The 20,632-nt window shown below is 63.0% G+C and carries 17 protein-coding genes and 2 tRNA genes; 12 read left to right on the top strand and 7 right to left on the bottom strand.

Annotation, left to right across the window (positions count from 1 at the left end; all coding sequences use genetic code 11):
• Window positions 1-31: 31 nt before the first annotated feature.
• The 5 genes from DB032_RS09230 to trxB all read right to left on the bottom strand — a co-directional run bounded on the left by DB032_RS09230 (window position 32) and on the right by trxB (window position 4,458).
• Window positions 32-859: an alpha/beta hydrolase gene (locus DB032_RS09230; RefSeq protein WP_233246671.1), complete on the bottom strand. Its 828-nt coding sequence runs from the start codon at window positions 857-859 to the stop codon at window positions 32-34.
• Entirely contained in the window at window positions 859-2,262 is a 1,404-nt protein-coding gene (locus tag DB032_RS09225; RefSeq protein ID WP_107799216.1) for a PhoH family protein, read from the bottom strand. Before DB032_RS09225 ends, DB032_RS09230 begins: the two co-directional genes overlap by 1 nt.
• Window positions 2,263-2,321: 59 nt before the next feature.
• Entirely contained in the window at window positions 2,322-2,774 is a 453-nt protein-coding gene (locus tag DB032_RS09220) for a peroxiredoxin (RefSeq protein ID WP_048414751.1), read from the bottom strand.
• Window positions 2,775-2,873: 99 nt separating this feature from the next.
• On the bottom strand, window positions 2,874-3,497 hold the full coding sequence (locus DB032_RS09215; protein WP_107799215.1) for a Smr/MutS family protein: 624 nt from the start codon (window positions 3,495-3,497) through the stop codon (window positions 2,874-2,876).
• A gap of 4 nt (window positions 3,498-3,501) precedes the next feature.
• Entirely contained in the window at window positions 3,502-4,458 is a 957-nt protein-coding gene (trxB, locus tag DB032_RS09210) for a thioredoxin-disulfide reductase (RefSeq protein ID WP_107799214.1), read from the bottom strand.
• 583 nt (window positions 4,459-5,041) lie between these two features.
• On the opposite strand from trxB, the gene tig reads away from it, so the two are divergent.
• The 11 genes from tig to DB032_RS09155 all read left to right on the top strand — a co-directional run bounded on the left by tig (window position 5,042) and on the right by DB032_RS09155 (window position 16,082).
• On the top strand, window positions 5,042-6,349 hold the full coding sequence (gene tig, locus DB032_RS09205) for a trigger factor (RefSeq protein ID WP_107799213.1): 1,308 nt from the start codon (window positions 5,042-5,044) through the stop codon (window positions 6,347-6,349).
• Between the two features lie 18 nt (window positions 6,350-6,367).
• Window positions 6,368-7,000 (top strand): ATP-dependent Clp endopeptidase proteolytic subunit ClpP, encoded by a 633-nt coding sequence (gene clpP / locus DB032_RS09200; protein WP_107799212.1) that lies wholly within the window; start codon window positions 6,368-6,370, stop codon window positions 6,998-7,000.
• A gap of 19 nt (window positions 7,001-7,019) precedes the next feature.
• Window positions 7,020-8,294: an ATP-dependent Clp protease ATP-binding subunit ClpX gene (clpX, locus tag DB032_RS09195; protein WP_107799211.1), complete on the top strand. Its 1,275-nt coding sequence runs from the start codon at window positions 7,020-7,022 to the stop codon at window positions 8,292-8,294.
• A gap of 143 nt (window positions 8,295-8,437) precedes the next feature.
• On the top strand, window positions 8,438-10,855 hold the full coding sequence (lon, locus tag DB032_RS09190; protein WP_107799210.1) for an endopeptidase La: 2,418 nt from the start codon (window positions 8,438-8,440) through the stop codon (window positions 10,853-10,855).
• 174 nt (window positions 10,856-11,029) lie between these two features.
• Window positions 11,030-11,299 carry an HU family DNA-binding protein gene (locus DB032_RS09185; protein WP_019101406.1) on the top strand — a complete coding sequence of 90 codons (270 nt, stop codon included), beginning with the start codon at window positions 11,030-11,032 and terminating at the stop codon, window positions 11,297-11,299.
• A 44-nt stretch (window positions 11,300-11,343) separates the two neighbouring features.
• Window positions 11,344-11,419: transfer RNA gene (locus DB032_RS09180), tRNA-Val, on the top strand.
• A gap of 6 nt (window positions 11,420-11,425) precedes the next feature.
• A tRNA-Asp gene (locus DB032_RS09175) sits at window positions 11,426-11,502 on the top strand.
• Window positions 11,503-11,574: 72 nt separating this feature from the next.
• Window positions 11,575-13,410: a SurA N-terminal domain-containing protein gene (locus DB032_RS09170; RefSeq protein WP_107799209.1), complete on the top strand. Its 1,836-nt coding sequence runs from the start codon at window positions 11,575-11,577 to the stop codon at window positions 13,408-13,410.
• Between the two features lie 371 nt (window positions 13,411-13,781).
• The gene (locus tag DB032_RS09165; RefSeq protein ID WP_107799208.1) at window positions 13,782-14,519 is read left to right on the top strand and encodes a methionine ABC transporter ATP-binding protein; all 738 of its coding nucleotides are present in this window, start codon (window positions 13,782-13,784) and stop codon (window positions 14,517-14,519) included.
• Window positions 14,519-15,205 carry a methionine ABC transporter permease gene (locus tag DB032_RS09160; protein WP_107799207.1) on the top strand — a complete coding sequence of 229 codons (687 nt, stop codon included), beginning with the start codon at window positions 14,519-14,521 and terminating at the stop codon, window positions 15,203-15,205. The genes DB032_RS09165 and DB032_RS09160 overlap by 1 nt, the downstream gene beginning before the upstream one ends.
• A gap of 67 nt (window positions 15,206-15,272) precedes the next feature.
• The gene (locus tag DB032_RS09155) at window positions 15,273-16,082 is read left to right on the top strand and encodes a MetQ/NlpA family ABC transporter substrate-binding protein (RefSeq protein ID WP_107799206.1); all 810 of its coding nucleotides are present in this window, start codon (window positions 15,273-15,275) and stop codon (window positions 16,080-16,082) included.
• A 374-nt stretch (window positions 16,083-16,456) separates the two neighbouring features.
• On the opposite strand, the gene DB032_RS09150 is transcribed toward DB032_RS09155, so the two are convergent.
• Complete coding sequence (locus DB032_RS09150) at window positions 16,457-16,732, bottom strand: metal/formaldehyde-sensitive transcriptional repressor (protein WP_107799205.1); 276 nt, start codon at window positions 16,730-16,732, stop codon at window positions 16,457-16,459.
• 125 nt (window positions 16,733-16,857) lie between these two features.
• Here DB032_RS09150 and DB032_RS09145 point away from each other — a divergent pair, with 125 nt between their 5' ends.
• Entirely contained in the window at window positions 16,858-18,000 is a 1,143-nt protein-coding gene (locus DB032_RS09145) for a sulfite exporter TauE/SafE family protein (protein WP_107799204.1), read from the top strand.
• A 136-nt stretch (window positions 18,001-18,136) separates the two neighbouring features.
• Here the strand turns inward: DB032_RS09145 and DB032_RS09140 are convergent, their stop codons facing one another.
• Entirely contained in the window at window positions 18,137-20,581 is a 2,445-nt protein-coding gene (locus tag DB032_RS09140) for an alpha/beta fold hydrolase (RefSeq protein WP_107799203.1), read from the bottom strand.
• Window positions 20,582-20,632: the final 51 nt, after the last annotated feature.

Below are 20,632 nucleotides of genomic sequence, written 5' to 3'. Positions count from 1 at the left end.
TCATGACGCGCAGCAGATCGTAAACAGGTTATCAGGCGCTGAGCGCCTGATCCCAGTCTTCCGGAAATTGCCGTTCCAGCCAGTTCGCCAGCCATTCCGCCGCGCTCTCCCAGCGCGTGTCCAGCATCATCATATGGCCAAGATGGGGCAGGATGTCCGCCGCCACGTCCAGACGCCGCGCGGTGGCCACCACATCTTCCGGCCCCACCAGTTGGTCTTCGGCCGCGCCCAGCACCAGCGCCGGCAGCCGCGCCAGCGGCCGGTTGGCCAGCGGGTTGACCAGGGTCATGTCCATTAGCGCTCGCTGGCTTTCCTGCTGGCAACGGCTGATCAGCAGTTCCACCGCCGATTCCGGCGCGTCCGGCGACAGCAGCATGTCCTTCAGTTCGATGAACTCCGGATCGTACAGGCCGTGCTGGTACATATTGAGCTTGAGAAACAGGGCCGGCGCCTGCGTCAGCAAGCGCAGACTGGACGAGGCGAGCCCCCCGGGCGGGACCGAGGCTAGCAAGGCCGCGCCGGGCAGCTTGTGGCGGCTCAGGTATTGCTGCACCACGTAGCCGCCCATGGAGTGGCCCACCATCACCGGCGCGGCCGGCAATTGCTTGAGCGCCGCGTCGAGATTGCGCACATAGTCGTCGACGCCGATCGCGGCCAGGTAGTCCCGGCCCTCGCTGCCGCCGTGTCCCTCCAGGCTCAGCGCCCAGCAATCGTAGCCCTGCCGGGCGAACCAGGGCATGAAGTATTCCCGCCAGCACCAGGCGCCGCAAAAGGCGCCGTGCACGAACAACAACGGCGGCGCGAGACGCGCCGCCGTTGGCGCCGGGGCTTGATGCAGCAGCTCCAGGCGCGGGGACATCACAGCACTTCGGCGGCGTGGTCCGCCAGCCGCGAGCGCTCGCCGCGCTGCAGCGTGATGTGGCCGGAATGGCCCCAGCCCTTGAAGCGGTCCACCACATAGGTCAGGCCGGAGCTGCCCTCGGTCAGGTAGGGGGTGTCGATCTGCGAGATATTGCCCAGGCAGACCACCTTGGTGCCGGGGCCGGCGCGGGTGATCAGGGTCTTCATCTGCTTGGGCGTCAGGTTTTGCGCCTCGTCGATGATCAGGTATTTGTTGAGGAAGGTGCGGCCGCGCATGAAGTTCAGCGATTTGACCTTGATGCGGGAGCGGATCAGGTCGCGGGTGGCGGCGCGGCCCCAGTCGCCGCCGTCGTCGTCGCTCTTGTTGAGCACGTCCAGATTATCCTCCAGCGCGCCCATCCACGGCGCCATCTTTTCCTCTTCGGTGCCGGGCAGGAAGCCGATGTCCTCGCCCACCGGCACAGTGACCCGGGTCATGATGATTTCGGAGTACAGCTTCTGTTCCAGCGTCATCGCCAGGCCGGCGGCCAGCGTCAGCAGCGTCTTGCCGGTGCCGGCTTGGCCCAGCAGGGTGATGAAGTCCACCTCCGGGTCCATCAGCAGATTGAGGGCGAAGTTCTGCTCGCGGTTGCGCGCGGTGATGCCCCAGACATTGTTTTTGTGGTGGCTGTAGTCCTTCAGCGTCTGCAGCACCGCGGTCTTGCCCTCCACCTGGGTCACGCGCGCCTGCAGCGGCTGGGCGCCTTCCTGCCACAGCATCTGGTTGACGTAGAGGTTCTGGCCGTCCGGGCCCTTGACCTGGTAGTAGCTGCGGCCCTGTTCCTGCCAGGACTTCATGTCCTTGCCGTTGCGCTCCCAGAAGCTTTCGTCGATTTCCCGGGTGCCGGTGTAGAGCAGGTCGGTGTCTTCCAGCACCTTGTCGTTGAAATAATCTTCCGCGTCCAGGCCCAGCGCGCGGGCCTTGATGCGCATATTGATGTCTTTGGACACCAGGATCACCGAGCGGCCTTGCTGCAACTCCTTCAAGGCCATCACGATGCCGAGGATCTGGTTGTCGGCCTTGCCCACCGGCAGAGACGGCGGCAGCACGCTGTGTATCGCCTGGGTCTGCAGAATCAGCTTGCCGGCGGCGGCGTCGCGGCTGGCGCTCTTCAGCGGAATGCCGGATTCGATCTTGGCTTCGGCCCCGCTGACGATCTCATCTAGAAAACGGCTGGCCTGGCGCGCGTTGCGCGCCACTTCGGACATCCCCTTCTTGTGGGTGTCCAGTTCTTCCAGCGTGATGATGGGGATGAACACATCGTGTTCTTCGAAGCGATACAAGCAGGTGGGGTCGTGCAGCAGCACGTTGGTGTCGAGAACAAACAGCTTGCTGGCGCTGATTTTTTTGCGGCTGGCCATGATGATCCCCTGGTTTTATCGCGGGGCGGGCCGGGAATCGGCCGACCCCGTCGCGGTTTTTAGAGCGTCTTGACGAAGTCCAGCACCGCCGCGGCGTGGCCTGGCACTTTGACGCCGCGCCATTCGCGCGCGATGTCGCCGTTCCGGCCAATCACGAAGGTGCTGCGTTCAATCCCTCTGACCTGTTTGCCATACATATTCTTCATCTTGATGACGCCAAACAGATTGCAAACAACCTCCTCTGCATCGGACAACAATTCGAATGGCAGCTCCAGCTTGGCTTTGAAGTTCTCGTGAGACTTCAGGCTGTCGCGGGAAATGCCGACAACGGCGGCGCCGGCGGCGGCGAATTCGGCGTGCAGATCGCGGAAATCCATGGTTTCGTTGGTGCAGCCGGGGGTGTTGTCTTTGGGGTAGAAGTAGATCACCAGCGGCTTGGGGCTGCTGGACAGCTGAAACGAGACGCCGGCGGTGCCGGGCAGGGTGAAGTCGGGGCAAGCAATGCCGGACATGCAGTAACTCCTGTGGTGGAACTGGGTTGGTGCGTCCGCCTTGTTTTGAGATTAGCGGATTCCCGCCCGGTTAGACAATGGGAATGGGTAACGAAATTTTCACGGCGCGTGTTCCCGCCGCAGCAGCACCAAGAGCGCGCCGGCGCCGCCCATGGATTCGCCGGCCTCGCAAAAGGCCAGCACATCGGGGTGGTGCTTGAGCCAGGCGCGCACCATGCGCTTGAGCACGGGCTGGCCGTTGGAGCCGAAGCCCTTGCCGTGTATCACCCGCACGCAGGGGCCGTGGCGCCGCGCCTGGTGCAGGAACAGCGCCAAGGCGTCTTGGGCCTGGTAGCGGTCGCAACCGTGCAGGTCGAGCTGGCGGCAGACCGGCCAGAAGCCTGCGCGCAGCTTTTTCAGCGTGGCGGAGGGCATGCCGGGCCGGGCGAAATGGGCGTCGATCTCGGCCGGCTCGAACCAGCCCACCATCTGCCGCAGCAAGGCCTGTTGCACCGCTTCCGACGTCTGGCCGTGCTGATGGCGGCGGCGCGGATGCGGGCTGGGCTTGGGGCGAGGGCTGGCGTGGCGGTTGTCCGGCTTCAGCGGCTTGACGTCGCGGAACAGCTGGCGGAAATCCGGTTCCGGTGCGGCCGGCGGCGCGGCGGAAACGGAAACGCCAGCCGGCGCGCGGGAGTCGCGCACCTGCTGGCGCAGGCCTTGCAAGGCTTTCTTGAAGGCTTTCAAGCGTTTACTTCAGGCTGTCCAGGTAACGTTCCGCGTCCAGGGCGGCCTGGCAGCCGGAGGCCGCGCTGGTCACCGCCTGGCGGTAGATGTGGTCCTGCACGTCGCCGGCGGCGAACACGCCCGCCGCGCTGGTGGCGGTGGCGTTGCCCTCGCGGCCGCTCTTGGTGATCAGGTAGCCGGTGCCGTCCATTTCCAGCTGGCCTTTGAAGGTCTCGGTGTTCGGCTGGTGGCCGATGGCGACGAAGAGGCCCATCACCTTGATTTCTTCGGTGGAGGCGTCCTGCATGGACTTCAGGCGCAGGCCGGTGACGCCGGAAGCGTCGCCCAGCACTTCGTCCAGGGTGGCGTTCAGCTTCAGGCTGATCTTGCCTTCCTTGACGCGGTCCATCAGCTTGTCGATCAGAATCTTCTCGGCGCGGAAGGTTTCACGGCGGTGGATCAGGGTCACGTGCTTGGCGATGTTGGCCAGGTACAGCGCTTCTTCCACCGCGGTGTTGCCGCCGCCGATCACCGCCACGTCCTGGTTGCGGTAGAAGAAGCCGTCGCAGGTGGCGCAGGCGGACACGCCCTTGCCCTTGAACGCTTCTTCGGAGGCCAGGCCCAGGTATTTGGCCGAGGCGCCGGTGGCGATGATCAGCGCGTCGCAGGTGTATTCGCCGGCGTCGCCCACCAGGCGGATCGGTTTTTCATGCAGATGGGTGGTGTGGATGTGGTCGAACAGGATTTCGGTGCCGAAGCGCTCGGCGTGCTGTTGAAAGCGCTGCATCAGTTCCGGGCCCATCACGCCGGCGGCGTCCGCGGGCCAGTTGTCCACGTCGGTGGTGGTCATCAACTGGCCGCCTTGCGCCAGGCCGGTGACCAGCACCGGCTTCAGGTTGGCGCGCGCCGCGTAAACGGCGGCGGTGTAGCCGGCGGGGCCGGAGCCAAGAATCAGCAGGGGGCTGTGGCGAGTCGTGGTCATGATGTTTTCCTGTGTGAGAAGCGGGTAATGAAACCGATTGCGTCAAACCGGGGCGGCCGGTTGGGCGCCGAGGTCGAGTCGTTCAGTTCTGAAGTATGGTGTCTGTCCGTCGGAATCCAAGAGCAAGAGCGGACTATTCAACCAGCGGGCCCGCGCGCGGGCGCCAGCGTTTCGGCTGACAATATACAAGAGCGGCGGGGCAAGGTTAAGCGTTGGCTTGATTGGAATATTCAACATTGCTGATTGAATTCCTTTATCGCCGTTCCCGGCCGTCCTATCGGCCGGGCTTGGTTCTGGCTGAAATCATTTGCGCATTCACGCGTCGATTCAAAAGCTTGCCGTTTTTCGGGGCGCCGTCATGCCGGAATCCGCGGCGGGGCCAGGCCCGCTTGGCCCGCCGCGGCCGCGCGGCGGCTACTTGCCAGCACCGGCCGCGTGCTATACTGTCCGTTTTCGCGTTGGGTGCGTGGTGTAACTCCGCGCAGCGCCACTTCTGAGGTGAGGCAATGTCCTTCGTGTCTGCCGATCCGTGGCGTCGTACCGTCCCAGATGACTAAACCTGTCACACACTTAAGGATTTAACATGCAAGTACAGCTGGAAACATTGAGCAATCTTGAGCGCCGCATGAATATCGCCCTGCCGATGGCGGCCATCGACACGCAAGTGGCCGAGCGCCTGAAGCGCGTGGCCCGCAACGCCAAGATTCAAGGTTTCCGCCCGGGCAAGGCTCCGCTGAAGATCGTGGAAATGAACTACGGCGCCCAGGTGCGTGAAGAAGTGATGGGTGAACAGGTTCAACAGGGTTTCTACTCCGCCGTGAGCGAGCAGAAGCTGCGCGTTGCCGGCTACCCGCGCTTCGAGCCGGTAGCCGCCGGCGACGACAAGGAAAACTTCAAGTTCGCCGCCACTTTCGAGGTTTACCCGGAAGTGAAGGTTGGCGAGCTGGCCGGCAAGGAAGTGGAAAAGCCGCTGACCCCGGTGACCGACGCCGAAATCGAGAAAACCATCGATATCCTGCGCAAGCAGCGCACCCGCTACAACCGCGTTGAGCGCGAAGCCGCCACCGGCGACCGCGTGATCATCGACTTCAAAGGCGCCATCGACGGCGTGCTCTTCGAAGGCGGTTCTTCCGAGAACTTCCCCTTCGTGCTGGGCCAAGGCCAGATGCTGGCCGAGTTTGAAGCGGGCGTCGCCGGCATGAAGGAAGGCGACATCAAGAGCGTGGAAGTGAGCTTCCCCGAGGATTACCACGGCAAGGACGTGGCCGGCAAAACCGCCGTGTTCGAAATCCTGCTGAAGAACGTGGCTGAAGCCGTGCTGCCGGAAGTGAACGAAGAGTTCGCCAAGCTGCTGGGCATCGCCGACGGCGACGTTGAGAAAATGCGCGCTGAAATCCGCAAGAACGTGGAACGCGAAGTGAAGCGCCGTTTGCAGGCCCGCACCAAGGAAAACGTGATGCAGGCGCTGTTGGACGCCACCGAGATCGAACTGCCGAAAGCCCTGGTCAGCCTGGAAATCGGCCGTCTGGTCGAGCAAGCCCGTCGCGACATGCAGCAACGCGGCATGAACGTCAAAGACATGCCGTTCCCGCCGGAACTGTTCGCTCAGCAAGCCGAGCGCCGCGTGGCTCTGGGTCTGATCCTGTCCGAAGTGGTGGAATCCAACAAGCTGGAAGCCAAGCAAGACCAAGTCAAGGCCATGATCACCGAGTTCGCCGACAGCTACGAAGATCCGGCTGAAGTGCTGACCTGGTATTACGCCAGCCCGGACCGCCTGGAAGGTCCGACTTCCATGGTACTGGAAGACAATGTGGTTGAATTTGTGCTGTCCAAGGCCAATGTTGTAGAGAAAGAACTGTCCTTCGACGCCCTGATGGGCAACAACGCCTGATAACAGCTGGAGTGGCCGATGAAATCGATGATGGAACCTCAAGGTCTGGGCCTGGTGCCCATGGTGGTGGAACAGAGCGGCCGCGGCGAGCGCGCGTATGACATCTACTCGCGTCTGCTGAAGGAACGCATCGTGTTCCTGGTGGGCCCTGTCACGGATGAGTCGGCCAACCTGGTTGTGGCGCAGATGTTGTTCCTTGAATCGGAAAATCCGGACAAGGACATCCACTTCTACATCAACTCGCCGGGTGGGTCGATTACCGCGGGCATGTCCATTTACGACACGATGAACTTCATCAAGCCGGATGTTTCCACCTTGTGCATTGGCCAGGCCGCCAGCATGGGCGCCTTCCTGCTCGCCGCCGGCGCGCAGGGCAAGCGCTTCGCGCTGGCCAATAGCCGGGTGATGATTCACCAGCCGCTGCTGTACGGCGGCGGCCTGTCCGGCCAGGTCACCGATATCGAGATCCATGCTCGCGAACTGGTCAAAGTCAAGGCCAAGATGAACGAGCTGCTGGCCAAACATAGCGGCCAGCAACTGGAGCGGGTGATCGCCGACACCGAGCGCGACAACTTCATGTCCGCCGACGAGGCACAGGCCTACGGCTTGATCGACAAAGTGCTGACGTCCCACAAGGACGTGAAAGCTTAAGGAGCGATGGAATCCGCCAATGGCTGATAAGAACAGCAATGAAAAGCTTCTCTACTGCTCTTTCTGCGGCAAGAGCCAGCATGAAGTCCAACGCCTGATCGCCGGGCCGCAGGTCTTCATCTGCAACGAATGCGTCGAGCTGTGCAACGACATCATTCGCGAGGAGCTGGAGAAGGGCGTCGGCGACGCCGCGTCCTCCTCCGAAGACAGTCCGCTGCCTACGCCTCAGGAAATCCGCGCGGATCTCGACCAATACATCATTGGTCAGGATTTCGCCAAGAAGACCCTGTCGGTGGCGGTGTACAACCACTACAAGCGTCTGAGCAGCCCGGCAAGCAAGAGCGAGGTCGAGCTGGCCAAGAGCAATATCCTGCTGATCGGTCCGACCGGTTCCGGCAAGACCTTGCTCGCCCAGTCTCTGGCCCGCCTGCTGGACGTGCCCTTCGTCATCGCCGACGCCACCACGCTGACTGAAGCGGGTTACGTGGGCGAGGATGTCGAGCACATCATCCAGAAGCTGCTGCAAAAATGCGACTACGACGTGGACAAGGCCCAGCGCGGCATCGTCTACATCGACGAGATCGACAAGATCTCGCGAAAGTCGGAAAACCCGTCCATCACCCGCGACGTATCGGGCGAGGGCGTGCAGCAGGCTTTGCTGAAGCTGATCGAGGGCACCGTGGCCTCGATTCCGCCGCAGGGCGGCCGCAAGCATCCGAATCAGGAATTCATCCAGGTGGACACCACCAACATCCTGTTCATTTGCGGCGGCGCTTTCGACGGGCTGGAGAAGATCATTCGCCAGCGCTCGGAAAAGGGCGGCATCGGCTTCGGCGCCGACATCAGCTCCAAGGACGACGGCAAGAGCTTGTCCATGTTGTTCCAGGAAGTGGAGCCGCAGGATCTGATCCGTTTCGGTCTGATTCCCGAGCTGATCGGCCGGTTGCCGGTGGCGGCCACGCTGGAGGAGCTGGACGAAGAGGCGCTGGTCACCATCCTGACCCAGCCGAAGAACGCGCTGATCAAGCAGTATCAGAAGCTGTTCTCGATGGAGTCGGTGGAGCTGGAAGTGCGTCCGTCCGCCTTGCGGGTGATCGCCAAGCAGGCGCTGAGCCGCAAGACCGGCGCGCGTGGTTTGCGCTCCATCCTGGAACGGGCGCTGCTCGACACCATGTACGAGCTGCCGTCCATGGCCGACGTGGAAAAAGTCGTGGTGGATGAAAAGGTTATCGACAAGGGCGACAAACCGCTGTTCATTTATCGCGACAAGGACGACAAGGCGCAATCGGCCTGATTGTCCGCCGCGACTCCGGAGACCGCCCAAACCGGGCGGTTTTTTATTTGTAGAGCCGGAAATCTGATTTAGTATGGGGGTGTTGAATTTTACTGTCCGCCCCCCATCTCCCAAGCATTGTTTCATAAGCAAGGTTAGGTGATATGCCGCAACCCGCAGAACTCAAAGAAGAAGCCACGCTGCCATTGCTGCCGCTGCGCGACGTGGTGGTCTTCCCGCATATGGTGATCCCGTTGTTCGTCGGCCGCGCCAAGTCCATCCGCGCGCTGGAGCTGGCGATGGACGAGGGCAAGCAAATCCTCTTGGTGGCGCAGCGTTCCGCCTCCAAGGACGAACCGTCCGCCGACGACCTGTATCAAGTCGGCACCATCGCTTCGGTATTGCAGATGCTCAAGCTGCCGGACGGCACCGTCAAGGTGCTGGTCGAAGGCCGTCAGCGCGCGATGATCGAATCGGTGGGCGAAGAAAACGAATGCTTCGTCGGAGCCTTCAAGCCGCTGAGCCCGGAGGCCGAGGAATCGACCGAGACCGAGGCGATGCGCCGAGCGCTGCTCGCGCAGTTCGAGCAGTACGTCAAACTGAACAAGAAGATTCCGCCGGAAGTGCTGAACTCGCTGGCCGGCATTGACCGCGCCGGCCGCATGGCCGACACCATCATCGCCCACCTGCCGCTGAAGCTGGAACAGAAGCAGGAAGTGCTGGAGATGTTCGACGTACAGCAGCGTCTCGAGCACCTGATGTCGCAGCTGGAAGGCGAAATCGACATCCTGCAGGTGGAAAAACGCATCCGCGGCCGCGTCAAGCGGCAGATGGAAAAGAGCCAGCGCGAGTACTATCTGAACGAGCAGGTCAAGGCGATTCAGAAAGAGCTGGGCGAGATGGACGAGGTCAGCGACCTCGACGAACTGGAAAACAAGATCAAGGTCGCCGGCATGAGCAAGGAGGGTCGCGAGAAGGCGATGTCCGAGCTCAAGAAGCTGCGCATGATGTCGCCGATGTCGGCGGAAGCCACCGTGGTGCGCAACTACATCGACACCTTGCTCGAACTGCCGTGGAAGAAGAAGACCAAGATCAGCAAGGACGTGGCCAAGGCCGAGGAAGTGCTGGACGAGGATCACTTCGGCCTGGAGAAGGTCAAGGAGCGGATTCTGGAGTACCTGGCGGTGCAACAGCGCGTCGACAAGCTCAAGGCGCCGATTCTGTGCCTGGTGGGGCCGCCGGGCGTGGGCAAGACCTCGCTGGGCCAGTCCCTGGCGCGCGCCACCAACCGCAAGTTCGTGCGCATGGCGCTGGGCGGGGTGCGCGACGAGTCCGAGATCCGCGGCCATCGCCGCACCTATATCGGCTCCATGCCGGGCAAGGTGCTGCAGAACATGAGCAAGGCGGCGGTGAAGAACCCGCTGTTCCTGCTGGACGAAGTGGACAAGATGGGCGCGGATTTCCGCGGCGATCCGTCGTCGGCCTTGCTGGAGGTCTTGGACCCGGAGCAGAACCACTCCTTCATCGATCATTACGCCGAAGTCGAATTCGACTTGTCCGACGTGATGTTCGTGGCCACCGCCAACTCGCTGAACATTCCGCCGGCGCTGCTGGACCGGATGGAAATCATTCGTCTCGCCGGCTACACCGAGGACGAAAAGGTCAATATCGCCACCAAATACCTGCTGCCCAAGCAAATGAAGGCCAACGGCGTGCAGGAGGGCGAGCTGGCGGTGCAGGAGACCGCGCTGCGCGACATCGTGCGCTACTACACCCGTGAAGCCGGCGTGCGCAGCCTGGACCGCGAAATCGCCAAGATCTGCCGCAAGGTGGTGACCAGCGCCTCGCTGAAGGCCGGCAAGGCGAGCAAGGTGACCGTCAGCGGCCGCAACCTGGACAAATTCCTGGGCGTGCGCCGTTTCGATTACGGCATCGCCGAGGACGAGAACCGCATCGGCCAGGTCACCGGCCTGGCCTGGACCGAGGTGGGCGGCGAACTGCTGACCATCGAGGCGGTGTCGCTGCCGGGCAAGGGCAACATCATCCGCACCGGCCAGCTGGGCGAGGTGATGCAGGAGTCCATCACCGCGGCGATGAGCGTGGTGCGCAGCCGCGCGCGTTCGCTGGGCATCAAGCCGGACTTCTACGAGAAGAGCGATATGCACATCCACGTGCCGGAAGGCGCGACGCCCAAAGACGGGCCCAGCGCCGGCATCGCGATGACCACGGCCCTGGTGTCCATCCTGACAGGCATTCCGGTGCGCGCCGACGTGGCGATGACCGGCGAGATCACGCTGCGCGGCGAGGTATTGCCCATCGGCGGCCTGAAAGAGAAGCTGCTGGCGGCACATCGCGGCGGGATCAAGCACGTGTTGATCCCCAAAGGCAACGAAAAAGATTTGGTTGAAATTCCCGCCAATATCAAGCATAAAATCGAAATCCATGCCGTTAAGTGGATAGACGAAGTCTTGGCTTTGGCCTTGGAGCGGCAACCGGAGCCTTTGTCGGAAGAAGAAAAGCCGGCGGAGGAGTTGCGAGGGACGCAGGAGGCAGCGCAAGGCGTGTCCGTGATGAAGCATTAAGAATCATGGCCTTAGCCGAACGCTGAATAACTTGTGTTCAAGCGGCTTTCCAGTGTGTTTGCGAAATGGCAAAATGCCCGTCAAAGCCGCTTGACACAAGGATTTCGCCCTTGCTATAAAGCAAGCGGTTTTTATCCGAATTACGTAGACCGAGAACGACGAAAGGGGACTTACGTGAACAAGTCTGAACTGATTGACGCTATTGCCGCTGAGGCCGATATCTCCAAAGCCGCCGCCGCCAAGGCGCTGGACGGCATGGTGGCCGCTGTAACCGACGCTCTGAAAAAGGGCGACACCGTGACCCTGGTGGGCTTCGGCACCTTCTACGTTGGCGAACGCGCTGAACGCAGCGGCCGCAACCCGAAGACCGGCGCCACCATCAAGATCCCGGCAGCTCGTTCGCCGAAGTTCCGTGCTGGCAAGGCACTGAAAGACGCGCTATAATTAGCGGCCTTGGCAGCCCCTAGCGGCTGGCAAGGTGTTTCGAGGGGCGTTTAGCTCAGTTGGTAGAGCGTCTGCCTTACAAGCAGAATGTCGGCGGTTCGACTCCGTCAACGCCCACCACAGTCCGGAGCGGTAGTTCAGTTGGTTAGAATACCGGCCTGTCACGCCGGGGGTCGCGGGTTCGAGTCCCGTCCGCTCCGCCAGAACTCACAAAAAGGTGAACGAAATACAGCGTTCACCTTTTTTTTTGACAAGGGTGGCTCAAGCCAATCGCCATGTTCGAGTTTGTCCAGAACAATAAAGTCTTCATTCAGGTTGTATTGGGAGCTGTTGCGTTGACCTTCGTGGGCTTCGGCGTGGGCAGCTATGAAGCAGCTTCCGACGACCCTTATCTCGCCAAGGTAGGTTCCGCCAAGATTTACAAGCGCGATCTGGATCGAGCCTTGGAGGGCCAGCCCACCGATCCGGCCAGCCGCCAGGCCGCGCTGGAAAACCTGATCCGCCAGGAACTGCTGCTGTCCGACGCGCATGACCGCGGCGTCACCGTCAGCCCCGAGCAGCTGCGCAAAGTCATCGCCTCCATTCCCGCCTTCCAGGACAACGGCAAGTTCAGCCCGGAGCGCTATCGCGAATTCCTGCAAAACCGCTACCCGTCTCCGGAAGCCTTCGAAACCCAGGTCAAGCGCGACATTGTGCTGCAAAGCCAGCTGACCGGCATCGCCGGCACCGAGTTCGTCGCCGGCACCGTGGTCAACCGTCTGGCCGGCCTGTTGGGCGAGGGCCGCGAAGTGCGCTCTTTGCTGTTGAAGCCGGCGGATTTCGCCGCCGAGGTCAAGACCGACGACGCCGCGCTCAAGGCTTTCTACGACGCCAACCTGAAGCGTTTCCGCGTACCGGAGCGAGTCAAGCTCGACTACGTGCTGCTGTCCCAGGACGCCTTGGCTCAAGGCCTTAAGCCCAGCGACGCCGAGCTGCAGAAATACTACGAAGAACACAAGGCCGAGTTCAGCAACGAACAGCGCCGCGCCTCCCATATCTTGCTGACGGTGGCCAAGGACGCCAAGCCGGAGCAGAAGGCCAAGATCAAGGCCGAAGCCGAGGCCTTGCTGAAGGACGTGCGCGCCAACCCGGCCCGTTTCGCCGAACTGGCCAAGGCCAAGTCGCAAGATCCGGGCTCCGCGGCCAATGGCGGCGATCTGGGTTTCTTCGGTCACGGCATGATGGTCAAGCCTTTCGACGACGCGGTGTTCCGCATGAAGCCGGGCCAGATCAGTGAAGTGATCGAAACCGAGTTCGGTTATCACATCATCAAGCTGGACGAAGTGAAGGCTCAGGACTTCGCCGAAGTGAAAGCGGCTATTGCCGAGAAGCTGCAGCGTCAGCAGGCGGGCAGCCTGTTCCGCAGCCAGGCCGATAAGCTGACCGAACTGGCCTACCAGCAGGGCGATTCGCTGAAGGCGCTGCAAGAGCAGCTGAAGCTGCAGCCGCAGCATTCCGATTGGCTGAGCCGCGGCAAGCCGGCGGCGGACCCGCTGCTCAACAGCCCCAAAGTGCTTGAGGCGGCGTTCAGCGAAGACGTGCTGAAGAAGAAGCACAATAGCGAGCCGGTGGACATCGGCAACAGCCGCCTGTTGGTGGTGCGCGTGGCCGAACATCAGCCGGAGCGTCAGCAGACGATGGACGAGGTGCGCGAGGTGATCAAGGCCGAGCTGGTGGCCAAAGAAGGCGCCAAGCTGGCCGAGAAGAAGGGCCAGGCGCTGTTGGCCGAGCTGAAGGCGGGCAAGGGCGAGGGCAAGGCTTGGAGCGAAGCCAAGACCCTGCTGCGCCGCGATCCGGCCGGTCTGCCCATCGCCGACGCGCGGGCGGTGTTCGCCGCTCAGGCGGGCAAGCTGCCTGCCTTCGCCGGCGCCAAGCGCGACAACGGCGAATACGCGCTCTATCGCATCGACAAGGTGATTCCGGCGCCGGCGGCCAGCGAGGCCGAACGCGGCCAGCTGAGCGCGATCCTGGGCGAGATGAACGCCAACGCCCAGCTGTCCAGCTATCTGGACACCTTGCGTCAGAAGTACAGCGTGACGATGGGCAAGCAGGGTTTGTCCGACGCGCAATAAGTCCGGTTTGAACGATGTCCGATCGCCGCCGTCAGCGTTTGCTGGCGGCGGTTTTTCATATGCCGCGCGCTGATTTTCTTATAAGTTTGAGCGCTAAGCGGACGATTTTTTTTGAGCTGGATGAGATAATTTCAATCTTTTTTAGTCGGAACTATTGACTGGAAACGAAAATAGATGTTCAATCATAAACAAATTTAGTCGCCGATTTGAACACAGCTTGCGGGCGTAAAACAGCTAAAGCGTGGGTAAGCAGCCCCAGGACGTGATCCAGCATCTGCTTACAGTAATCTCGATTCCGTAGTGATTCCGAAGATTCCCATGCAAGGCCCGCCAAGTTCATTGGCGGGCCTTGTGTTTTTGGAGTATTTGGAATGATTCATCTGCAAAATGTTCGTAAGCGTTTCCGTCACCCCGAGGGGGGCTGGTTCGATGCGGTCACGGACACCTCTCTCACGATTCGTCCGGGCGAAGTCTTCGGACTGATCGGCTTTTCCGGCGCCGGCAAATCCACCTTGCTGCGCCTGATCAATCTGCTGGAGCGTCCGGACCACGGCGCCGTCATCGTCGACGGCGAAGACCTGACCAGCCTGTCCGCCAAGGCCTTGCGCCGCGCGCGCCAGAATATCGGCATGGTGTTCCAGCAATTCAATTTGATGGCCAACCGCACTGTGGCCGGCAACGTCGCCTTCCCGCTGGAAGTGGCGGGCTGGGCCAAGGCGGATATCGACAAGCGAGTCCATGAATGCCTGGAAGTGGTGGGCCTCTTGGACCGCGCCAATCACTATCCGGCGCAATTGTCCGGCGGCCAGAAGCAGCGCGTCGGCATCGCCCGCGCGCTGGCGCCCAATCCCAAAGTGATCCTGGCCGACGAGCCCACCTCGGCGCTGGACCCGAAAACCACTCAAGCCGTGCTGGATTGTCTGAAGGACATCAATCAACGCTTTGGCGTCACCATCGTCATCGTCACCCACGAGATGGGCGTGGTGAGGGCGATCTGCCATCGCGCGGCGGCCCTGGACGCCGGCCGGGTGGTGGAAGTGGTGGATGTGTCGAATAACGAGGTGGCGGCGGATTCCGATCTGGCGCGCTCGCTGCTGGAGGCCGCGTAATGGATGCCGCAACCCTGAACGAAGCATTGCAAAACCTGGTGAGCATGGGGCCGGAAATCTGGCAGGCCTTCCAGGAAACGCTGGTGATGCTGGGCATAGGCCTGAGCGCGGCCGTCTTGCTGGGCGGTCCGCTCGGCATCGTGCTCTACCTGACCCAGCCGGGCCAGCAGTTCGCCAACCGCGCGCTGAACGGCGTGCTGGGCTGGGTGGTGAACCTGGTGCGTTCCTTCCCCTTCATCATCCTGATGGTGTCGCTGGTGCCGCTGACGCGAGCGCTGGTGGGCAGCACCATCGGTCCGGTGGCGGCTTCGGTGCCGCTGGCCTTTGCCGCGATTCCGTATTTCGGCCGTCTGGTCGAGCAGACGCTGCGCGAGATTCCGCGCGGCGTGGTGGAGGCGGCCGAGGCGATGGGCGCCAGCCCGCTGCAGATCATCTGCAAGGTCTTGCTCAACGAGGCGCGCTCCGGCCTGATTTCCAGTCTGACCATTCTGACCATCAGCTTCCTGAGCTATACCGCGGTGGCGGGGGTGGTGGGCGGCGGCGGCATCGGCGATTTGGCCATCCGTTACGGCTACTACCGTTATCAGACCGATGTGATGGTGGCCATGGTGCTGATGCTGGTGGCGCTGGTGCAAGTCATCCAGCTGCTGGGCAACCGGCTGGCCGCCAAGCTGGACAAACGTTGACATCCGCCGGCGTCAGGCGCCGGCAGGGCTAAGCTTTTACCTATCAATGGACAAGCAGGAGAAAAAAATGCGTAGATTCGTGATCAAGGCAGTGGCGGCGTCGGTATTGGGTTTGGCGACGGCGGGCGCGGCGCTGGCGGCGGACCCGGCCAAGAAGGACATCGTGATCGGCACCACCGTTGGCGATTTCGGCGACATGGTCAAGCAATCGATCAAGCCCATCCTGGAAAAGCAGGGTTACAAGGTCAAGCTGGTGGAGTTCACCGATTACGTGCGTCCTAACCTGGCCTTGCAGGAAGGCGCGCTGGACGTGAATGTGTTCCAGCACAAGCCCTATCTGGACAACTTCGTCAAAGAGCACAAGCTGAACCTGAAAGAAGCGTTCCAGGTGCCGACCGCGCCGCTGGGCATCTACGCCGGCAAGATCAAGGCGCTGAAAGACGTCAAGGTGGGTTCCACCGTAGCCGCCCCCAACGATCCGTCCAATTTCGCCCGCGCGCTGGTGATGCTGGCCGATCTGGGCTGGGTCAAGCTGAAGCCGGGCATCAACCCGCTGACCGCTTCCGAGCGCGACATCGCCGTCAATGTGAAGAAGATCAAGATCATTCCGCTGGAAGCCGCGCAACTGCCGCGTTCGCGCAGCGATGTGGACTTCTCGGTGATCAACGGCAATTACGCCACCAGCTCCGGCATCAAGCTGACCGAGGCGATCTATCAGGAAAAGAGCTACGCCTACGTCAACTGGGGCGCGGTGCGCACGGCGGACCTGGCCAAGCCCTGGGCCAAGGACGTGGTGGCGGCTTACAACTCGCCGGCGTTCAAGGCTTTCGCCAAGCAGAAGTACGCGGGCTACAAGCTGCCGCAGAACTGGAACTAAGCGAGATCGCTTATTCGCGCGCCGGCAGACGGCCGGCGGCGCAGGATTTCTTGTAACACTCCTGGCTACAAGACTTGATGGGAGGGCTTAGCCCTCCCAATTTTTTTGCGCGCTTAAAACGTGTTTACGATCTCGCAAGCGAAGGTGAGACAAGGCGAAAACAGCTGAGAAAGCGGAGTGTACACACGGTACATGAGCATTTCGAAGGGGCACTCACCGTGTGAGGTCTCACAACGCGCAGCAGATCGTAAACAGGTTTCTCAGGCCCGTTAACAAAACCCCTGATCCTGCGTTGCGCCTCCTTGTCGTACTACTGGTGCTGTCTGCGTCGGCGCGCCTTGGCTCAGGTGCGCTGCGCGGTTTTGTTAGGGCTCTTATTTCAGATAGGAGCGCAAGACGCCCACCACCTGTTCCAGGTCCCGGCTGCGCTGCAGCGGGTCGTCGGCCTCAGGGCCCAGATGTTCGCGCAGATGGCCCTCCATCACTTCCATCATCAGCCCATTGACGGCGCCGCGCACCGCGGCGATCTGTTGCAGCACGGCCGAGCAATCGACTTCCTGTTCCAGCGCGCGTTCCAGCGCTTCCGCCTGGCCCTTGATGCGGCGGACGCGGGTCAATAATTTCTTCTTGTCTTTCACGGTATGCGGCATGCGCGCGGCTTCCTTCTATTGATAATATACTGGGGTATAGTATATTGACGCCAATCCGCCACTGGACGCGTTGATTCCAATCGTCCACGGCGGCCAAACGGAACTCATTGTAAAGAAGGTCAAAGATGCCGCCAATCGCCGAGCTGATCCAACAGGGCAACATCAATCTCTGGCTGTTCATTCCGTCCGCCATCCTGTTGGGCGCGCTGCACGGGCTGGAGCCCGGGCACTCCAAGACCATGATGGCGTCTTTCATCATCGCCATCCGCGGCAGCATAGGCCAGGCGGTGTTGCTGGGCTTGTGCGCGGCCTTGTCGCATTCGCTGATCGTCTGGCTGCTGGCGGCGCTGGCGCTCCAATACGGCAATCAGTTGATCGCCGAACAGGCGGAGCCGTATCTGATGCTGTTTTCCGCCGTAGTGGTTTTGGCGGTGGCGGCCTGGATGTTGTGGCGCACCCGGCGGGACAATCTGGCGGCGCGGGCCATGCGGCGGCCGCCAAACGGCGGCAGCATGATAGACACCGGCCATGGTCTGGTCGAGGCCTTGCTTCTGCGCGAGGACGGTCTGCGCGTGGCCTTGTACCAGTACGGCGCCGGCCTGCGACGGCTGAAACCCGATGGGCGCGGCTTGGCGCTGGCGTGGCAAGGCGAGGAGGAGGCCGGGGAACTGGCTTTTGAAACTGAGGGGGAGTATCTGCTCAGCCCGCGCTTGCCGGCCGGGGCGATGGCGAAGGCCTTGCTCCTAAGCCATGGCGGCCACATTCATCGCTATCCCGTGCGTTTCGCGCCGGCGGCGGCCGGCGTCGAGGGGGCGGGGACGTATCGCCGGGCGGTGAGCGCGGGGCCGGCCAAGCCGGCGCGAAGAGCGACGGCGACGCTGCCCGCCTATCAGGACGCGCATGAACGCGCGCACGCCGAGCACATCCAGCGGCGCTTCGCCGGCAGGAAGGTGGGTAATGCGCAGATCGCCTTGTTCGGCCTGACCGGCGGGCTGATACCGTGTCCGGCCTCGGTGACCATTTTGCTGCTATGCCTGCATCTGAAGCGCTTTTCACTGGGCGCCACCATGGTGGCTTCGTTCAGTCTGGGGCTGGCCTTGGCGCTGGTCAGCGTCGGCGTGCTGGCGGCCTGGGGCGTGCGCCAGGCGGGCGCCCGTTTCGGCGGCCTGGGCGAGTGGGCGCGGCGCGCGCCCTATCTGTCCGCCGGCCTGATGTTCCTGGTGGGCTTGGCGATGGCCGCGCAGGCCGCGCGCGGCCTCGCCGCTTAGCGCTTGTTCAAGGTCTGCCGCGCTTCGTGGGGCGCGGCGAGTACGGCTTCGAAATGCCCATGCAGCGCTTGCACGCTCCGCTTTCTCCGCCGCAAGGCCTTGTCCCGCTCTTGCTCGCGCGACTCTGAACGGTTTCCTAGGACGGCTGCCGCGCGGCGCCGGAGCGGCCCAGGTAACGTCCCAGCCAGCGGTCTTGTTCCCACAGCATGTGCAATATCGATTCGCGAGCGCGGTAGCCGTGGCTTTCCGCCGGCAGGGTCACTAGCCGCGCAACCGCGCCCAGGCCTTGCAGCGCCTGGTATAGACGCTCGCTTTGCAGCGGGAAGGTGCCTGGGTTGTTGTCCATTTCGCCGTGGATCAGCAAGAGCGGGTCCTTGATCTGATTGGCGTAGTTGAACGGCGACATGGCTTGATAAACCTCTTTGGCCTGCCAGAAATTGCGTTCCTCCGATTGGAAGCCGAAGGGCGTCAGCGTGCGGTTGTAGGCGCCGGAGCGGGCGATGCCGGCATGGAACAGCCGGGTGTGCGCCAGCAGATTGGCGCTCATGAAGGCGCCGTAGGAATGGCCGCCGACGGCGATGCGGGCGGGGTCGGCCACGCCCAGGCGCACCACTTCGTCCACCGCGGCCTGGGCGTTCATTTTCAGCTGCGGCAGATAGCTGTCGTTCGGCTCTTTCTCGCCTTCGCCGACGATGGGCATGCCCGGATCGTCCAGCACCGCGTAGCCGCGCGCCAGCATGGCCAGCGGTCCCCAATAGCTGATCCGATTGAAGCGGTAGGGCGATTCCGTCACCTGGCTCGCCGCGGCGGCGGTTTTGAACTCGGTGGGATAGGCCCACATCAGCAGCGGCAGCGGGCCGTCGCGCTTAGCCTCGTAGCCGGGCGGCAAATAGAGGGTGGCGGTCAGCGCCACGCCGTCGGCGCGCCGGTAGCGCAGCAGTGTCTTGGCGACGTCCTTCAATTGCGGCGTCGGGTGCGGCACATGGGTCAGCGCCAGCGGTCCGGACGCTTGCCCCAGCGCCAGACGGTAGAGATTGGGCGGCTGGCTGACGGATTCGCGGCTGAGCAGCAGGTCCCGGCCTGCGTCGTCCAGCAGCGCGGCCGGCCGTTCGAACCCGGGCGCTTGCGATTGCCACAGCCGCGTGGCGCGTTTGTCGTCCAGCGCGTAGCGGTCGACGAAGGGGCGGTCGCCTTCGGGGCCGGCGCCTTCGCCCAGCAGATAGATGGCCTTGCCGTCCGGCGTGGTTTGCAGTACGGATTGTCCGTTGGCGTTGCTGATCATGGCCGCCTCGCCGGGGTCGCTGTAGCGGTCTTCCGATTTGCGGCTGCTCAGCAGTTCCGGCGGGCGGTCCTGGTCGGGGCGCGCGCGCCAGACTTTCAGTTCACGGCTTTTCCACCAGTGTTCGCGCACCAGGGCCAGGTCGCCGCGGCCCCAGCGGACGTCGGCGAAACGGCTGGCCAGCCGCTGCAGCTGCCGCGGCGCTTGCTGGAAGGGCGCGGCTTGCAGATAGAGCGCGTCGCGTTCGGCGGCGTTTTGTCCGGGGTCGCCGCCGTCCAGCGCTTCGACCCAAAACAGGCTGGCCGGCGCGTCGGCGCGCCAGGCGATTTCGCGCGGGCCGGTCTCCACCGCGTCGTTGCCGGAAGGCATGCGTTCCAGCAGCGGCCGCTGGGTCACGGTATGCGCGATGCGGCCTTGCCGGTCCAATACGTCGACGCGCTTGGGGAAGCGGGAGATCGGCACCAGGCCGGAGTAGGGGCGTTGCAGGCGGGTGGCCAGCAGGTATTGGCGATTGGGCGAAGCGCTGACGCCGAGATAGCGGTCGGGCTGGCCGATGGGGCTGAGCTTGCCGTCCAGGCTGAGCAAGGCCAATTGGCTTTGCAGCTGGTAGTCCAGCAGGTCGGCGTCGTAGGGGGTCTTGAGCAGGTCGGGATAGGTCCGGGTCTGGGACAGCGCGCCGCCTTCGCTTTGCTGGATATTGGGGCCGCTCGGAGCCTGGGGCGGCCGCGGCGCCGGGCCTTGCTTCGCCGGCACGCGCTTGATCAGCAGCTGTTCGCCGAACCAGGCGAAGCCGGGGCCGGTGGCGGCGTTGAGGTGGACCTCGCCCAGCCGGCGCGCGCGGGCGTCGGCCACGTCCAACAGCCACAGCTCCACGCCCTTGGCGCCCCATAGGCTGAAAGCCACGCGGCTTTCGTCGGCGGACCTGGCGCTGTCGGCGATGCGGGCCCCGGCGGGCAGGCCGCGCACCGCGCGGCTGTGGCCCTGTTTCACGTCCAGCAGGCTTAGCGCGTTGCCGAAGTCGAAACGGCTGGCGGCGCGCATGGCGGGATTCAGGCGCAAGCCGGCCAGCTTGAGTTCGGGCTGGGCGACGTCGGCGATGCCGGGCAGACCGGGGCGATGGATTTGCAGCAGGGTCCGGCGCTTGGGGCCCAGGCTTTGCAAGGGCGGGCGCGGCGCGTCCACCAGGGCGCGCAATTCGGCGGGCGGGGTCTGATAGCCCTGTTCGGCGGCGCTTGACGGCGCAGCGGCCAGCAGGCCGGCGATCAGCGGCGCGCCGGCCAGCAGCGGAATACGAGGGGGCATGCGGGGCTCCTGTGAGGGATGGCGGGCAAGCGGAAAAACTTGCCCTAGTCT

The sequence above is a fragment of the Chromobacterium sp. Panama genome (assembly GCF_003052555.1).
In the GTDB taxonomy this organism is placed as follows: domain Bacteria; phylum Pseudomonadota; class Gammaproteobacteria; order Burkholderiales; family Chromobacteriaceae; genus Chromobacterium.
The sequence above is the reverse complement of the archived record's forward strand: the minus strand, read 5'-3'. Positions and strand labels throughout refer to the sequence as shown.

Coding starts and splice junctions, on each gene's coding strand:
- DB032_RS09230 (WP_233246671.1), bottom strand. CDS start 859: ATGTCCCCGCGCCTGGAGCTGCTGCATCAAGCCCCGGCGCCAACGGCG.
- lon (WP_107799210.1), top strand. CDS start 8,438: ATGCCGCAACCCGCAGAACTCAAAGAAGAAGCCACGCTGCCATTGCTG.
- clpP (WP_107799212.1), top strand. CDS start 6,368: ATGAAATCGATGATGGAACCTCAAGGTCTGGGCCTGGTGCCCATGGTG.
- DB032_RS09170 (WP_107799209.1), top strand. CDS start 11,575: ATGTTCGAGTTTGTCCAGAACAATAAAGTCTTCATTCAGGTTGTATTG.
- DB032_RS09160 (WP_107799207.1), top strand. CDS start 14,519: ATGGATGCCGCAACCCTGAACGAAGCATTGCAAAACCTGGTGAGCATG.
- DB032_RS09165 (WP_107799208.1), top strand. CDS start 13,782: ATGATTCATCTGCAAAATGTTCGTAAGCGTTTCCGTCACCCCGAGGGG.
- clpX (WP_107799211.1), top strand. CDS start 7,020: ATGGCTGATAAGAACAGCAATGAAAAGCTTCTCTACTGCTCTTTCTGC.
- DB032_RS09145 (WP_107799204.1), top strand. CDS start 16,858: ATGCCGCCAATCGCCGAGCTGATCCAACAGGGCAACATCAATCTCTGG.
- DB032_RS09150 (WP_107799205.1), bottom strand. CDS start 16,732: ATGCCGCATACCGTGAAAGACAAGAAGAAATTATTGACCCGCGTCCGC.
- DB032_RS09140 (WP_107799203.1), bottom strand. CDS start 20,581: ATGCCCCCTCGTATTCCGCTGCTGGCCGGCGCGCCGCTGATCGCCGGC.
- DB032_RS09220 (WP_048414751.1), bottom strand. CDS start 2,774: ATGTCCGGCATTGCTTGCCCCGACTTCACCCTGCCCGGCACCGCCGGC.
- tig (WP_107799213.1), top strand. CDS start 5,042: ATGCAAGTACAGCTGGAAACATTGAGCAATCTTGAGCGCCGCATGAAT.
- DB032_RS09225 (WP_107799216.1), bottom strand. CDS start 2,262: ATGGCCAGCCGCAAAAAAATCAGCGCCAGCAAGCTGTTTGTTCTCGAC.
- DB032_RS09155 (WP_107799206.1), top strand. CDS start 15,273: ATGCGTAGATTCGTGATCAAGGCAGTGGCGGCGTCGGTATTGGGTTTG.
- trxB (WP_107799214.1), bottom strand. CDS start 4,458: ATGACCACGACTCGCCACAGCCCCCTGCTGATTCTTGGCTCCGGCCCC.